At 69.6% G+C, this 14,716-nt stretch carries 14 protein-coding genes; 10 read left to right on the top strand and 4 right to left on the bottom strand.

Translation table 11 applies throughout. The annotated features are described in order from the left end of the window. The first annotated feature begins 28 nt into the window (after positions 1-28). From BN1959_RS01940 to BN1959_RS01960, 5 genes are all read left to right on the top strand, one after another. Complete coding sequence (locus BN1959_RS01940) at positions 29-487, top strand: hypothetical protein (RefSeq protein ID WP_053947041.1); 459 nt, start codon at positions 29-31, stop codon at positions 485-487. Between the two features lie 39 nt (positions 488-526). Beyond that, a complete protein-coding gene (locus tag BN1959_RS01945) occupies positions 527-1,000 on the top strand; it encodes a pyruvoyl-dependent arginine decarboxylase (RefSeq protein WP_053947042.1) in 474 nt (157 codons plus the stop codon). A gap of 426 nt (positions 1,001-1,426) precedes the next feature. Then, positions 1,427-3,802 (top strand): DUF2298 domain-containing protein, encoded by a 2,376-nt coding sequence (locus BN1959_RS01950; RefSeq protein ID WP_053947043.1) that lies wholly within the window; start codon positions 1,427-1,429, stop codon positions 3,800-3,802. A gap of 81 nt (positions 3,803-3,883) precedes the next feature. Next, positions 3,884-4,258, top strand: coding sequence for a DUF5811 family protein (locus tag BN1959_RS01955; protein ID WP_053949296.1), 375 nt, complete (start codon positions 3,884-3,886; stop codon positions 4,256-4,258). Positions 4,259-4,576: 318 nt separating this feature from the next. Beyond that, positions 4,577-5,305: a DUF726 domain-containing protein gene (locus BN1959_RS01960; RefSeq protein WP_053947044.1), complete on the top strand. Its 729-nt coding sequence runs from the start codon at positions 4,577-4,579 to the stop codon at positions 5,303-5,305. Positions 5,306-5,351: 46 nt separating this feature from the next. On the opposite strand, the gene infB is transcribed toward BN1959_RS01960, so the two are convergent. Further along, positions 5,352-7,172 (bottom strand): translation initiation factor IF-2, encoded by a 1,821-nt coding sequence (gene infB, locus BN1959_RS01965; RefSeq protein WP_053947045.1) that lies wholly within the window; start codon positions 7,170-7,172, stop codon positions 5,352-5,354. Positions 7,173-7,328: 156 nt separating this feature from the next. Here infB and BN1959_RS01970 point away from each other — a divergent pair, with 156 nt between their 5' ends. After that, positions 7,329-7,574: a PRC-barrel domain-containing protein gene (locus BN1959_RS01970; protein WP_053947046.1), complete on the top strand. Its 246-nt coding sequence runs from the start codon at positions 7,329-7,331 to the stop codon at positions 7,572-7,574. Positions 7,575-7,576: 2 nt separating this feature from the next. Continuing rightward, positions 7,577-8,035: an NOB1 family endonuclease gene (locus BN1959_RS01975; protein ID WP_053947047.1), complete on the top strand. Its 459-nt coding sequence runs from the start codon at positions 7,577-7,579 to the stop codon at positions 8,033-8,035. Positions 8,036-8,050: 15 nt separating this feature from the next. Here BN1959_RS01975 and BN1959_RS01980 read toward each other — a convergent pair whose 3' ends face one another. Further along, entirely contained in the window at positions 8,051-8,764 is a 714-nt protein-coding gene (locus BN1959_RS01980; protein ID WP_053947048.1) for a CPBP family intramembrane glutamic endopeptidase, read from the bottom strand. Positions 8,765-8,844: 80 nt separating this feature from the next. After that, positions 8,845-10,131, bottom strand: a complete 1,287-nt coding sequence (locus BN1959_RS01985) for a hypothetical protein (RefSeq protein ID WP_053947049.1) — start codon at positions 10,129-10,131, stop codon at positions 8,845-8,847. 628 nt (positions 10,132-10,759) lie between these two features. On the opposite strand from BN1959_RS01985, the gene BN1959_RS01990 reads away from it, so the two are divergent. Further along, positions 10,760-11,218: a universal stress protein gene (locus BN1959_RS01990; RefSeq protein WP_053947050.1), complete on the top strand. Its 459-nt coding sequence runs from the start codon at positions 10,760-10,762 to the stop codon at positions 11,216-11,218. Positions 11,219-11,271: 53 nt separating this feature from the next. Beyond that, entirely contained in the window at positions 11,272-12,456 is a 1,185-nt protein-coding gene (locus BN1959_RS01995; protein WP_053947051.1) for a DHH family phosphoesterase, read from the top strand. Between the two features lie 96 nt (positions 12,457-12,552). On the opposite strand, the gene BN1959_RS02000 is transcribed toward BN1959_RS01995, so the two are convergent. Then, positions 12,553-14,034 carry a heme-binding protein gene (locus BN1959_RS02000; protein WP_053947052.1) on the bottom strand — a complete coding sequence of 494 codons (1,482 nt, stop codon included), beginning with the start codon at positions 14,032-14,034 and terminating at the stop codon, positions 12,553-12,555. A 157-nt stretch (positions 14,035-14,191) separates the two neighbouring features. On the opposite strand from BN1959_RS02000, the gene BN1959_RS02005 reads away from it, so the two are divergent. After that, positions 14,192-14,716 (top strand): PadR family transcriptional regulator, encoded by a 525-nt coding sequence (locus tag BN1959_RS02005; protein ID WP_053947053.1) that lies wholly within the window; start codon positions 14,192-14,194, stop codon positions 14,714-14,716.

Below are 14,716 nucleotides of genomic sequence, written 5' to 3' on the forward strand. Positions count from 1 at the left end.
TTTCTCGGCGCCGACACCAGCGCCGGGCATGGTCCCCGGTATCGTCCCCGACATGCTGTTGGTCCTCGCGATCCTCTGGCTGTTCGACAGCGTCGCGCTCTCTCCGGTACTCGTCTCCAGCGCAGTCAGACGGCTGTTCCGGGATCGACCGACAGAGTACCTGTTCCTGAACTACCTCGCCGGCACGGCGGCGTACGCCGTCTCACACCTGCTGGTCGTGATGGTCCCCATCTTCGTCCTCAAGGGCGGTCGGCTCCACACCAACACGTTCGCTTGGCTCGGCGGGCTCACGCTGCTGAACCTGGTGCTCTGGTGGCTCGGGCTCTCGATCGTGGCCCCGATTTCGGGCTACTGGGCGCCCAAAACCGGCGACGAGTACGACGGCCGGATCGCGCTGACGCTGGGGCTGGTGAGCTACGTGGTTGCGACGGCCGCACTGGGCTTTCTCGCGCTGGTCGCCATCATCGCGATCGGGTTCCCGGGGTGAGTCCGTAGCCCCTTTCTCCGCCCGGCGCCGAGATCGGCCGTGAGCAGCAGCATCCACGTCGTCGCCGGCGCCGGCACCGCGCCGACGGAGAAGGCAGCCTACGACGCCGCGCTCGCCGACGCGAACCTCCACAACTACAACCTCGTGCCGGTCTCCTCGATCGTCCCGGCCGACGCCGAGGTGGTGACCGTCGATCGGGCGCCGGATCTGGGTCCGGCGGGGAACCGCCTCAACGTCGTGCAGGCCGAGCGGAGCGCGGTCGGCCCGGAGACCGTCGCCGCCGGCGTCGGCTGGGCGACGGGGCCCGGCCCGGGGCTGTTCTACGAGGCCGACGCCGAGGCCGAGACCGACGTACAGTCCCGGCTGGAGGCGGGGCTGGCGGCGGGACGGGAGCTCCGGGACTGGACGTTCGACCACGAGGAGACGCTGATCGAGTCGGCGGCGGCCGCGCCGGGGGAGCACACGTGTGTGGTGGTGTTGGCGGCGTACGGCGAGAGCGAACCGATCTGTTGATTCTGTCACGACGGACGAGCGCTCGGGGGAAGTAGTATCGTGGGATTGCGTGCTTGATCTGCCTCTACTGTTTGGCGAGTTGGTGTAGTCGGAAACACCGAGAAAGCCCCTGCTCGCTCCAGTCGGTGCGCTCGCTGCGCTCCTCGTCGGTCACTTCGTTCCCTCCTGTGGTGCTTGTGTCGCGCGCCTTCCCGGAGCGAGCAGCCCCTTTCAGTCCCGCCCGACCGCACAGCCCACAAACCTCCCCAGCCGACTCACTCGCTCACTCCGTTCGCTCGTTCGTCCCTCGCGCTCGGCTCGCGCACGGAGGCGCTCGCGCTTCGCGCCACCGCACCGCCGGTAGCGAGGGGAGTGCGGGGAGAGCATCGACGAAACCGCGAGCACCGTCCCAGAAAGACCAAAACGGTCCGCCTGTACGCCTACCCCATGGAGTGGCTCCCCGTCCTCGCGTACCTCGCGCTCGTCGCGGCGTTCACCGCGATCGGCGCGCCGATCGCCGCCGGGCTGTTCCGGCACCTCCCCCGGAAGGGCGCCGCCTTCGCGCTCCCGACCGCGCTGGTGCCGTTCGCGATCCTGATCTTCTGGATCGGCCAGCTCACGTTCGGCCTCCACACGCTGCTGCTCGGGCTCGGGATCGTGCTCGCCGCCTCGGTGCTCGCGTGGCGCCGCGGCGCCCGCCCCGACTGGCGCGCGGTGGCGGCGATGTACGGCGTGTTCGTCGTCGGCTTCGGGATCATGCTCGCGTTCCGGGCGGCCAACCCCGCGATCACCGCCGCCGCCGGCGAGCAGTTCCTCCACTTCGCGCTGGTGAACACGCTCGAACGCGCCGAACAGCTCCCACCGGAGGACGTCTGGTTCGCCGGGAAGCCGCTGCGGTACTACTACGGCACCCAACTCCAGGTCGCGAGCCTCGCGATGCTGACGGGGACCGCGATGCGCTACGGCTTCAACCTCGGCATCGCGACGTTCTACGGGACGCTGTTCGTCGTCGCCGCGGGCGTCGGCGGCGCGCTCGTCTCCCGCCGCGGCGGCTCCGTCCGCGTCGGCGGCGTCGCGGGCGCCTTTTTCGTCGCGCTCGGCGGCGCGGCGACCACGGCCATCCGGCTGGTCACGCCGTATCTCCCCGACTCGATCCGCGGGACCGTTGAGCAGGCCGCGTTCGGCTTCGTCGCCCAGCGCTTCGAGGGCGGCGACCTCGCCACGACGGTCGCGAACCTCTCCAAACCGCTGGACTGGGGCTGGTGGTACACCCGCTACGTCGTCCCGGGGACGATCCAGGAGGTGCCGCTGTACTCCTTCGTGAAGGCCGACCTGCACGGCCACACGTTCGCGAACCCGTACGTGCTGTTCGCGGCGGCGCTCGCCCTCGCCTACTACGTCACCCCGGCCGCCGAGCGCAGGCGCCGCCTCGCGCTCCTCTTCGGCGGCCTCGGTGCCGTCGCCGGCCTGTTCGGCTTCATGAACACGTGGTCGCTCCCGACCGCCGCCGGGCTGGCCGCGCTGGCCGTCGGCGCCGCCGACGCCCACCCCGCGACGCTATTGCCCGCCTCGCTGGCCGACCGTCTCCAGCCCGCTTCCGACCCCGAGACCCGCGCCGAGTGGCTCCTCCACGAACTGTGGCGGGTCGCGCTCGCGGCCGTCGCCGCGGGGATCGTCCTCGCGATCGGCGTCGCGATCGCCTCGCCGTTCCTGATCTTCGGCCACGTTCCGAGCAACGAGGGGATCGGCTTCCTGCCGCCGCGGAGCCCGCTGCCCGCGTTCCTCGTCATGTACGGTGGCCTCGTGACGGCGTTCGCGGCGTACGTCGTCGCCCGGGGGTGGCCCGCGGCCGACGACCTCGCGATACCGTGGCTCGGCGCCGCCGGCGCGCTCCTCCTCGGCGCCGTCGTCGCGGCCGCGGTGATCGAGAACTTCGCCGTCTTGGCCCTGCTCGGTACCCTGATCGTCGCCGGCTGGCTGCTCGTACGCTCGGGCCGGGCGGGCTTCGGGATGGTGCTGCTCGTGGCGGGCGCGGGGCTGCTCGCCGCGCTGGAGCTTGCCCACGCGCGGCTGCCGCTGATCGACAACCCACGCTGGAACACGTCGCTGAAAGTGGGCGTGCAGGCGTGGACGCTCGGCGCCGCCGGCGCGGCCGCCGCGTCGGTCGCGCTCCTCCGGGAACACGGTAGCCGGCTCGCCGCCCGAATCGACGCGCTGGGCAAGGACGTTTCGGCCGGGCCCGGCTCCCGCGAGACGCTGACCTCGGCGCTGACCGTCGCGCTGGTCGTCGCCGTCGTCCTCGCGACGGCGGTGTTCCCGGTGATGATGGTCGCCGCGGAGATCGGCGAGCCGGTCGACGAGGGCCACTACGACCCCTCGCTCGACGGGATGAAGGCCGTCGAGAACTTCCACGCCAACGAGTACGAGGCGCTGCAGTGGCTCGACGAGCGCTCCGGCCGGCCGACGATCGTCGAGGTGCCCGGCGCCTCCTACGACTGGACGAGTCCGGCGTCGACGTTCTCCGGACTGCCGACGGTCGTCGGATGGGACCACCAGGCCGAGTACCGGAGCATGGACGCCTACGAGCGCCGGGTCCGCCACGTCGACGCCATCTACGCCGGCGACTGGGAGCGCGCCGCGGCACTGCTGGAGCGCTACGACGTGACGTACGTCTACGTCGGGCCGAACGAGCGGGAGGTGTACGGCGACTCGATGCGGTCGTTCGACCGCGATGCGTTCTCGGTCGCGTTCGAGGGCGGCGCGGTGACGATCTACGAGGTCGACCACGCCGCGCTCGACGAATCGACGGACGGCGGTTCCTGAGCCCAGCGCGACGCCGTGGACCGGTTCGAGCACTTCCACCGCCGGTGACTTTATGAGTGGATACCGCCAAAGATGGACAAGATGAACGGCACAGATTTCGCCGGAGCGCCGGGTATCATGGGGGGGTCGTCGAACACCGTCGAGCTCTCTCCCGACGAGAAACGCGGGCTGCGGCGCGCCGTCGCCGGAATCGTCTCCCGCACCGAGTCCTATCTTCCGGACGGCTACGTCGTCGGCTCCGAACTCACCTACGGCTCCGAGGGGCCGGAGGCGACCGTCGCGGTCCGCCCGCCGGCGGGCCACCCCGTCAGTGCCGGGTTCCAGCCTGACGCCGAGGACATCGAGGCCGGGCTCGACGACGCCGACCGCGACGAAGTCGCGAAAGGGCTCGCCGCGAGCGCCGCCGCACAGGTGATGTACGCCATGGGCGACGACCCAGTTCCCGTCGCCCGGTAGGCGTCGATACTTCTCGCGGTTTTGCGGTTCGTTTCCACGATCGAGGGACAGCCGATGCTGTCGCGTTAGATACTTGACTGTCTGCGTCGATCATCGGACATCTCACGGAACACGTCTGTCGACGACCCGGACGGGTCGGACCCCCCGAGCACAGCGGACTCAGATGGTGCGGACGACGACGCCGGCGGGTTCGTCACCCGTCGACGACTCCTCCTCGGCGTCGCAGGCGGTGTCGGGCTCCTCGGGGGCGGCGGGCTCTACGTCGCGCAGTCGCTGAGCGGCGACTTCGGCGGGTACGAGGCGCCGGAGACACAGCCGATGGTGACGACGCGAGATCGGCTCGACGCCGCGGACCCGACGGAGCGAGTGGGGTCGTGGGAGTTCGAGGCGGCCGACGCGGTGTTCCTGTACGTCCACGGGCTCGGCGCGGACGCCGAGTCGGCCCGCGATCAGGCCTACACCGTCCGGTTGGGGCTCGCGGCGGCGATGGGAGCCGGCGCGGAACCGGACCCCGATGCCCCGCCGGTGGTCGGCTACTCGTGGGCGTCGAATGCTGATTGGGGACCGGCCAAGCGGACCGCCGACGCCAACGCCGCCCCGCTCGCCGATTGGCTGACGGCGTGGACGGAGGACGACGGGCGACCGATCCACCTGTTCGCCCACTCGCTCGGCGCCCGCGTGACGGGGGCGGCGCTCCGCGAACTCGCCGACCGTGGGCGAACGGACGCCCTCGCCTCGGTGTCGCTGTTCGGCGGGGCGATCCCGAACGACAGCGTCGCGGCCGACGGGCGGTACGGCTCGGCGATCGCGGCGGTCGACGCCCCCGTCTTCAACTTCCACAGTCGGAACGACCGCGTCCTTGGGTGGGTGTACCGCGCCTCGGACGGGACCCGCGCAGTCGGCCACGGCGGCCTCGAGGCGTCAGCGAGCGCGCCCGCGGGCTACGCGGACATCGACGTCACCGATCTGGTGGCGGACCACTACTCGTACATCCACCCGGAGAACGGCAGTCTGCCGCGGGCTGTCGATCGGATCGGTATCGAGTGAGTCACTCCGAGCGAGTCCGGCCCAAGAGTTCGGCAGAACCGGTGTGTCACTTCCCCCAGAACGGATCGCGCTTCCGCATCTTCTCCAGATACGCGTTCAGCGCCTCGCGCTCGTCGGCCGGAATCTCCTCTTTGAGCTCCTGCTCCAAGATCTTCGCGTGCTTCTCGGGCAGGTCGATCCAGAGCTCGTCGCCCTCCTCGATGTCCCGACCCACTGTCGGCCCGTCGATCGCGACGCTGACGCGGCTGCCCGCGCGGGCTTCGTCCACGTCCTCGCCCTGCTCCTGCATCCCGGAGAGCTCGCCCACCCGGGTCGACTCGCCGTCGTCGAACTTCGCCACGCGGCGGTTGTTCTCGATCGTCCCCGAGAGGATCTCGACGCCGACGACCGCGGGGTCGTTCTGGCGGAACGTGTGGTCCTCCAGAATCCGGAACCGCGCGGGGCGGTGGATCTTGTCGAGCACCGTCTCCTGCTGCTCGCGCTGGCGCTCCTCGACGAACTGCTCGTAGTCCTCGACGAGCTGATAGATCACGTCGTGGTTGAACAGCTTCACGCCCTGCTGATCGAGTTCGCGCTCGGCGTCGGGCAGCACGTCGACGTTGAAGCCGAGGATCACGCGGTTCTCGGCCTCGTTGGCGGTGCTCGCGACTGCCACGTCACGCGGCGCCACGTCGCCGACCTCCGCACGGAGGATCGGGATCTCCGCCTCCCGCAGCGCGTTGGCCATCGCCTCCAGACTGCCGAGCGTGTCCGCCTTCACCACGACGCCCTCGTCCTGCGTGTCGACCTCGATCTCGGAGAGCTCCGCCTCGACTTCGGCGATCACGTCCTCCAGCGGTCGGCCGCGGACCACCCGGACCGGCGCGCCGGCCATCGCGTCGTCGAGGTCGGGCGCCGCGACCTTCACACCGGAGGCCGCCTGCACCGAGTCGAGGCGCTCGAACTCCGCCTCCGTGCGGATCTCCGAGAGCGCCTTCGGGCGTAGCAGCGCACGGACCTCCGTGACGATCGGGCTCTCGACACCGCCGACGACGATGCGGTCGCCCTCTTGGATCGTCCCGTCGTACAGCACTACGTCCAGCGTGGCGCCGAACCCCTTCTCGTCTTTGACTTCGAGCACAGTCCCCTTCCCCGGGCCCTGGAGGTCGATCTCCATCTCCGTCTTCATGTAGCGCTGGGAGAGCCCCATCAGCACCGCGAGCAGGTCGGGGATCCCCTCGCCGGTCATCGCGGAGACGGGGACGACACCGATGTTTCCTTGGAAGTTCTGGACGCGCCAGTAGAGGTCCGCCGAGAAGCCGGCGTCGGAGAGTTCGCCGATGATCTCGTAGAGGTTCTCGTCGAGCCGCTGGCGAGCGCGGTCGGTCTGACTCTCGTAGGTCTCCTGAACGGGCGCGTCGGCCTGTGGGTTCCAGCCCGGCGTCGTGTCGATCTTGTTCGCCGCGACGACGAATGGGGTGCCGGTGCGCTGGAGGATGTCCAGCGCCTCCTCCGTCTGGGGCTGGAAGCCGTCGTTCACGTCGACGACGAGGACCGCGATGTCCGCGAGCGCGCCGCCGCGGGCCCGCAGCGTCGAGAACGAGTGGTGGCCGGGGGTGTCGATGAACAGCAGCCCGGGCAGGTCGAAGTCGTCGGCCATCACGAGGTCGCCGGCCATCGACGACACCGTATCGAGCGGGACGGCGGTGGCGCCGATGTGTTGGGTGATAGCGCCGGCCTCGCCCTCGCTGACGGCCGAGCCCCGCACCTTGTCGAGCAGGCTCGTCTTCCCGTGGTCGACGTGGCCGAGCACGGCGACGATGGGCGTCCGGAGCGATCCGGGGTCAGTAGCAGCGTCCGCGTCAGTGTCAGAGTTGGCGTCGGGCATCGAAAATCACCGAGAGAACGTCTCTTGGCTGTGGAGAGTCGCGGGCGCCAGTTACCTGTTTCGACTCTTCGCGGGCGGCGGACCCAGTGAGTGCGGTCGGCGATGGGGCGGGCCGGCCCCGTGGCGTTTATTGCGCTACGGGCTGTTTTGCCGCGCATGGCCGACATACTCGCCGAGAACCTCTCGGGGAAAGCAGTCATGGGCTCGGACGGCACCGAGCTGGGTATGCTGTACAACATCACGATGGACCTCAAGACGGGGGAGCTCCACGACCTGCTGGTCTCGCCCAACGAGGACACCCCACGCGGGAAAGTCAACTTCGAGCGCGACGAGGGCGGTCGGTTCCGGGTGCCGGTCTCCCGGGTGCAGGCCGTGAAGGACTACATCGTCGTCCAACGCTAAGGATGGAGGTCCTCGACACGTCCGCGTTCATCCACGAGTACCACACCGACGACGAGCAGGTCTCGATCCCCCTCGTGAAAGAGGAGTTGGAGGGCGGCAACGAGTACCGCTTCGACGCGATGGAGGGTGCGGGGATGGAGCTCCACCTCCCGGCCGACGAGACCGTCGACCGCGTGCGTCGGGCCGCCGGCGAGACCGGCGACGCCGACGAGCTCTCCGAGACCGACACGCGCCTGCTCGCGACCGCGTTCGAGCTCAGCGCCACGCTGGTCACCGACGACTACGCGATGCAGAACGTCGCCGAGAAGCTCGACGTCGACGTCCAGGTGATCGCCCGCGACGGGATCGAGGAGGAACGCGAGTGGACGTTCCAGTGTGCCGGCTGCGGTCGCGAGTTCGACGACGACCGCGAGCGCTGTCCGATCTGCGGGAGCGACCTCAGCCGGAAGAACCCGGCCTGATTCTCACTGACTGAGCTACGCTACCTGCCAGTACTGGATCGCGTACAGCACCGCGTTGTAGCCGCCGTGAGCGATAGCTGGCACCAGTAGGTTCCCGGTCCGCTCGTAGAGGGAGCCGAGCAGGATCCCCAGCAGGAACGAGAACGCGACGTACGCCAGCGCGCCGCTGCCGCCGCCGATGTAGTGCAGCGAGCCGAACAGCGCGCTCGCGCCGACGATCGACGGCCACGGCCCCCAACTCCGCCGGAGCACGCCCTGCAAGCCGCCACGGACCAGTAACTCCTCGGCCGGCCCGACGACCAGCAGCGAGACCGGCACCATCCAGAGGAAGTACGCCGGCGCGTGGGTCTCCGGGTCCAGCGCGGGGTTCTGTGAGGGCGCCACGCCGATCTGTGAGAACGCCGAGAGCAGGACGTACTGGCCGACGTAGAGCGCGACGATAGCGCCGACCGCGATCGCGGCCTCCCGGCGATCCGGCACGCCCCCGGAGAGCAGCGTCCGGTCCCCCTCGGCGACGACGAACAGCGCGACCGGGGCGACGAAGCCGAGATACCGGACGGCGGTGCCGACGATCTGGTACGCCGTCGTCCCCTCGGCGACCCCCAGCGTCGACGCGGCGCCGATCCACAGCGAGCTGCCGAGGCCGAGGCCGAGCACCCCCGCGACGAACAGCGTGATCGCCTGCCCGATCCGAAGTAGCCGAGACCCCTCGGCCGACGACTGGCTCATCGCCCGGAGCAAGCGCCCGCCCGGGCAAAGCGGTGACGGTCGGGCGTCGACGCCGGCCGACGCGGCGGGCGGCGACCGCGCTACTCGACGACCAACCGATCTTTCCCGCGCACGGCGCCGGCCTCCGCGAACTCGCCGCCGCCGAGCAGACCGCGAGCAGCCTTCTTCCCCCACTCCACGGCGGGCTGGGTGAACGTCGAGAGCTCGGCGAGCTCGCCGTAGCAGATGCAGGCGGCCTCCATCCCGAACAGCAGTTCGCCCAGCCCGCGCTCGTCGATGCGATCGATCTCGAGCCGGACGTTGGGGCAGTCCGCAGCCGTCAGGCTCGCCTCGGTGGCCTCGAACTCGGCGTCGAGCAGCGTTCCGAGCGACTGGCCGCCGAGGTAGGAGAGCCCCTCCAGGTCGGTCTCGGGGATCCCGCGGTCCGCGCGCTCGGTGGGACGGACGAGCGTGACGAGTTTGTCCCGCGGGCCGGCGCGGTACAGTTGGAGCTGTGAGTGCTGGTCGGTCGCGCCGAGCGCGCGGGCGGGCGTCTGTCCCCGGCCGTCCTTCCCGAGGCTCTCGGCCCACAACTGCGCGAACCACTCCGCGAACGTCTCCAGCGACTCGGCGTACGGCATGAACGCGTTCGTCAGCGCCCCGCGTTCCGCGAGCGCGTACGTGGTCGCGCCGTAGGCGTAGGCGGGCGAGTCGTACAGCGAGCCAGCGAGGCGCTCGCGCTCGTCGGCGGCGCCGGCGAGGATCGCCTCGAGATCGTGACCCTGGATCGCCGCGGCAGCGAGTCCGACCGTCGAGAGCACCGAGAAGCGCCCGGGGACGCCCTCCGGCACGTCGAGTGCGGGCAGGTCGTGCTTCTCGGCGAGGTTCCGGAGGTTCCCCTCGGGACCCGTGGTCACGAACGTCCGCTCGGTCCAGTCGACGCCCGCCCGCTCCATCGCGTCGCGGACGACGAGGAAGTTCGACAGCGTCTCCGCGGTGGTGCCGGAGTTCGAGACGACGTTGACGGCGGTTCGGGCGAGGTCGAGCGAGCCCAGCAGTTGGGTGGTGTGCTCGGGGTCGACGTTGTCGAGGTAGTAGGCGTCCACGTCGCTCTCGAGCGCGTTCGAGAGCGTCGCCGCGCCGAGCGCGCTGCCGCCGATGCCGACCGTGAGGACGGCCTCGCTGTCGGCGAACGGGGTGACGGCGTTCCTGATCCGGTCGGGATCGGCGGTCTCGGGGAGGTTCAGCGATCGGTAGCCGAACTTCCGGTCGGTCATCCCGTCGGCGATGCGTTCGTGGGCCGCGGCCACGTCGGCGTCCAGTTCGTCGAGGGCGTCACGGGTGAGTTCGGGCTCGCTGCCGAGGGCGTTGCCGATGTCGGTGCGCATGGGTGGAGTGGTGGGTGGCGGCGGGAAGTAGCTTCTGAGACGGCGGCAGCGACGGGGACAGCGTCCCGACCGTTGGCAACTGGAACAGCAACAGTAGCTCGCTCGTTGGCAACTGGAACAGCACCCGCGACAGCAACAGCAGCTCGGTCGTTGGCACCTTGCGACCGCAGTGCGCCGGACACGAGGTCCGGCGCTGCACCGAGTCCCCACCCCTCCCCCCGCGGCCGGCGACGGCTGCCGGCCGCGAGGCGTCCACCGCCACCGCACCGCTACGGCGGTCGGCGCGCGACGTGAGTGCCTCCGTGCACGAACGAGCGCGCGAGGGACGAGCGACCGCAGGGAGCGAGTCGGCTGGGGAGGTCCGTGGGCTGTGCTGGCGGGCGGGGCTGAAAGGGGCTGCCCGCTGGACGACGGCGGCCGAAGTCAAGCACCGCAACGTAGTGAGGAGCGCAGCGAGGCCCCCGAGTCCAGCGGGCAGGGGCTTTCATGGTGTTGCTGGTCCAACCGTTCCCTCGAAAAACAGTAGTGAACCAGTGGCTGACAGGGAGATCAACGCCGGGAAAACGGTATCGTCAGAACACGAATCAGGCCCGTCGGAGTTATCCCTCCCCGCACGAACCGAACGCGTATGTTCGACACCTTGGTCATCGCCACCGACGGCTCCGAGAGCGTCCAGCGGGCGGTCGACGTGGCGCTCGACTTCGCCGAGCGGTTCGACGCCGACGTGTACGCGCTGTTCGTCGTCGACGAGGGGCAGATCGAGTCCTCGCCGGCGAACGTCCGCGAGCAGCTCCGCGCCGGACTGGAGGACGACGGCGAGAACGCCGTCGCCGAGGTCGCGACCCGCGCCGAGAGCAGCGTGACCACCGCGGTCCGGGAGGGCCGCCCGGCCGCGACCATCTCCGACTACGCCCGCGAGGTCGACGCCGACATTGTCGCGACCGGCACCCGGGGGCGCCACGGCGAGAACCGCTACCTGATCGGCGGCGTCGCCGAGAGCGTCGTGCGGCGCTGCCCCGTCCCCGTTCTGACCGTCCGGCAACTGGAAGGCGGAGCCGACGGCGAGACGAACCCCCCGGCTGCGTAGCGTCGGTTCCGCCGTTCCACGGCGCTTATACCCCGGCTCGCCGACCCTCGGGTATGGACGACGAACTCATCGAGACGAGCGAGCTCTCGCTGCACCGACGCTCGCTGCTGCCCGGGAAGGGCTTTTTTTACCCGGACTCGCTGGCGGAGGACCGAACCGAGGAGCGGATCGCCGAGGCCGTCGACGGCGCCGAGACGGTCGTGATCACCGACTCCGACGCCGACGGGCTGGGCTGTGTCGCGCTGATCCGGGAAGCCCGCGACGCTGCGCTCGACGTGGCCCCCTTCGAGGAGGCGCTGGCCGAGGAGATGGCCGACGAGGAGCCGGACGACGTGGACGACGAGAAGGGCGAGGACGAGCCGGAGCCCCACGAGCGCTCGACGGTCGCGCTGGTCGCGTCCGGCCCGGGCGACATCGAAGAGTCCCTCGAACTGGTCGCGGAGTACATCGAAGAAGGGACGGATCTGTTCGTCTGTGACATCTGCCCGGACAGCTACGAGTACATCGCCGACGACCTCGAGACGCTGGTCGACCGCTGCGGCGAGGTGCGGTGGTTCGACCACCATCAGTGGGACGAAGAGCTGGAGGCGAGCGTCCGCGACGCCGGCGTCGATCTCGTGATCGGCGACAGCGAGGAGGAGTGCACGACCGACGTGACGCTGCGCTCGCTCGACTACGCGTTCGACGAGCGCTACGCCGAACTCGCCGAAGTCACCCGGGACCACGACCTCTGGCTCAAGGAGGACGAGCGCAGCGACGACCTCGCGGACTACGCCTACTGGAGCGGCCCGGAGGAGTACGCGACGGTCGTCGGCGAGTACGGTGCTGCGCTGCCGGAGACAGTACTCGACTACGTGGAACACCGCCGCGTGGAGAAGGAGCGCCGTATCGAGGCCGCGGTCTCGCGAGCGAACGAGCGACAGATCGGCGACTGGACGGTCGGCTTCACGTACGGTCGCTGCTCGCAGAACGAGGTCGCCGAGACGCTGCGGGAGCAGGGCTGTGACGCCGCGGTGATCGTCAAACCCTCCGGCAGCGCGAGCATCCGGGGGTCGGAGGGGTTCGAGCGCTGCCACGAGGTCGCCGGGCAGGTCAACGGGGGCGGCCACCCGAAAGCCGCGGGCTGTAAGCCGGACATCTACGACGACATGCTCGATATGGCCCAGCACTGGACGACCGAGGGGCAGGCCGCGCGGACGGTGATTCGACGGGCGTTCGAGACGTTAGCCGAGGAGTGACGCTGGCCGGTCGGTGGGCGTACCGACCGCTTCGCCGCCGACGAGCGCGCGTCTCACTGCGAAAAACCGAAACCGAACGACTCTCCAGCGACCGGTTCAGGCCAGGAACACGTGCCGCGGGCGATCCGCCAGCACGTCGCGGCCCCACTGCACCGTGTCGCGGAAGGCGTCCGAGCGGAAGAACTCCATCGCGTCGTCCTGCGAGCGCCACTGGCTCGCGATGAACATGTCGTTCTCGTCCTCGCGGTTGACCATCAGGTCCGTCTCGAAGTGGCCGTCCATCTCTTCGAGCATCCCACCGACGGTGTCGAACTTCTCGACGAACTCCTCCTGGTAGTCGGGCTCGACGGTGTAGAACATCCCCATCGTGCCGAAGCCGGACTCCTCGCCGGCGCGTTCGACCACGCCCGGCAGGTCAGAGAGGAACCCTGCCGCGGTCTCGGCGGCGCTTCCGGTGTCCCAGATGCTCACGACCGCGACGCGGTCGGTGTAGGTGCCCTCGTACACCGCCGTCTTGACGTGGGTGTCGTAGTGCTCGAAGTTGCCCCGGAGACCGTCGACCTCCTCGCTGACCTCTTCGGCGTCGGCCTCGCTGTACAGCACCGTCGCGTACACGTCCTCGCCGTGGGGCTGGCCCGCGTAGATGTCGAGATCTTCGAGCTGGCCGCGGATGTCGCCCTCGTCGGCATCTCCCTCGTCACCGTGGTCGTGCTGACCGTCGTCGTGGTGATCACCATCGCCGTGGTGTTCGCCGTCGCCGTGATGGTGCCCTGCCTCACCGTGCTGGTGCTCGTCGCCCGTCGGCACCGTCTCGCCGCGCAGGTACGCGCCCAGATCCGCGGGCGGGAACCGCCGGCCGACGAAAAAGGAGCCGAACTCGCCGTACTTCGAGGTCGCGTCGTCGAACCGAAGTTCGTAGACGATGTCCTTGATGTCGACGGCGTCGGCGGCGAACAGCGTCACCCCCCACTCCCAGTCGTCCAGCCCGAGCGAGGAGGAGATGATCTGGTCGACCTTCCCGCCCCACTTCCGGGCGGTCTCGCCGTGGCCGGCCATCAGGTCCGCGCGCTCGTCGAACGGCAGGTCGTACCAGTTGACCTCCTCCCCGCGGCGCTTGTCCATCGGGTAGAAGCAGACGTACTCGTCGTCGGGCAGCTCGGGCTTGATCTTCCCCTCGATATACCGCTTGAGCCCCTCGTCGACCTCCTCCTCGTCCTCGGCGAAGTAGGCGTCGGAGACGTACCCCGACACCTCCGTCACGGAGACGTAGGCGGTTGTCTGCTCGGTGTACGCCCCGAGGGCGGTGTGTTCGAACTGCCGCTCGGCCGTCGAGAGGTGATCCAGCGTCGGCCGCAGGTGCAGCACCATGAGGTCGGCCTTGTCGCCGACGACGCTGAACACCGCCGACGTGCCCTCCTCGGCGTCGACGACGGCCTCGTGATCCTCCAGGTACTCGACGCCCTCGGCGATCGCACGCTCGCGCTCGCGGTCGGGAGCGTCGCGCCAGGCGTCCCAGTCGACGTTGCGGAAGTCGTGGAGGACGAACCAACCCTCCTCGGTCTGCGGTGGCTCGGTCATGGCTCGTAGTCGGGTCCGCGGGGGCTTGGGCGTTGCGTGTCAGCCCGCCCACGAACGGCGGAACGAACGGATATCCCTGTCACTGCCGGAATCAGTCCCTGAAGCGCCGATTCCCGGACCGAAACCCTTTCAGAGAACCCCCTCCGTACGGGGAACGATGCGGAAGAGCGGCCCCCCGAAAGGCCTTATCTCGTACATCGTGCTCGAACTCCTCGAGGAGAAACCCCGGTACGGTTACGAGATTCTCAAGGAGATCGGCGACATCAGCGGCGGTCACTGGGAACCCTCCTACGGCTCGGTCTACCCCATCCTCTATAAGTTCGAGGACAACGGTTGGGCCGAGCGGATCGAACGCGAGGACGAGCCCGACCGGAAGTACTTCGAGCTCACGCCCGAGGGCGAACAGGAACTCGCCGAGAAGCGCGTCGAGACCGGCGCGAAGGCCCGGGAGTTCGCCGACGTGATCCTCGGCTTCTACCACGTCTACGTGAGCTTCGCCACCGACGAGCGGTTCGACGTCGAACAGCCCGCCGAGCACTGGCGCTTCGACGAGACGTTCTCGCGGTGGATCTGCGAGCAGGTCGTCCGCCACCACGAGTACTACTTCGACGACTTCGAGCGCATCGAGGACACGCCCGAGGAGTTCTACGACCGGATGGGTGTCGAAGAGGACCCCAACTGA

The sequence above is a fragment of the Halolamina sediminis genome (genome assembly GCF_001282785.1).
Lineage (GTDB): Archaea > Halobacteriota > Halobacteria > Halobacteriales > Haloferacaceae > Halolamina > Halolamina sediminis.

Coding starts and splice junctions, on each gene's coding strand:
- BN1959_RS01970 (WP_053947046.1), top strand. CDS start 7,329: ATGGCCGACATACTCGCCGAGAACCTCTCGGGGAAAGCAGTCATGGGC.
- BN1959_RS01960 (WP_053947044.1), top strand. CDS start 4,577: ATGGTGACGACGCGAGATCGGCTCGACGCCGCGGACCCGACGGAGCGA.
- BN1959_RS02000 (WP_053947052.1), bottom strand. CDS start 14,034: ATGACCGAGCCACCGCAGACCGAGGAGGGTTGGTTCGTCCTCCACGAC.
- BN1959_RS01950 (WP_053947043.1), top strand. CDS start 1,427: ATGGAGTGGCTCCCCGTCCTCGCGTACCTCGCGCTCGTCGCGGCGTTC.
- BN1959_RS01985 (WP_053947049.1), bottom strand. CDS start 10,131: ATGCGCACCGACATCGGCAACGCCCTCGGCAGCGAGCCCGAACTCACC.
- infB (WP_053947045.1), bottom strand. CDS start 7,172: ATGCCCGACGCCAACTCTGACACTGACGCGGACGCTGCTACTGACCCC.
- BN1959_RS01955 (WP_053949296.1), top strand. CDS start 3,884: ATGAACGGCACAGATTTCGCCGGAGCGCCGGGTATCATGGGGGGGTCG.
- BN1959_RS01995 (WP_053947051.1), top strand. CDS start 11,272: ATGGACGACGAACTCATCGAGACGAGCGAGCTCTCGCTGCACCGACGC.
- BN1959_RS02005 (WP_053947053.1), top strand. CDS start 14,192: ATGCGGAAGAGCGGCCCCCCGAAAGGCCTTATCTCGTACATCGTGCTC.
- BN1959_RS01980 (WP_053947048.1), bottom strand. CDS start 8,764: ATGAGCCAGTCGTCGGCCGAGGGGTCTCGGCTACTTCGGATCGGGCAG.
- BN1959_RS01940 (WP_053947041.1), top strand. CDS start 29: ATGGTCCCCGGTATCGTCCCCGACATGCTGTTGGTCCTCGCGATCCTC.
- BN1959_RS01975 (WP_053947047.1), top strand. CDS start 7,577: ATGGAGGTCCTCGACACGTCCGCGTTCATCCACGAGTACCACACCGAC.
- BN1959_RS01990 (WP_053947050.1), top strand. CDS start 10,760: ATGTTCGACACCTTGGTCATCGCCACCGACGGCTCCGAGAGCGTCCAG.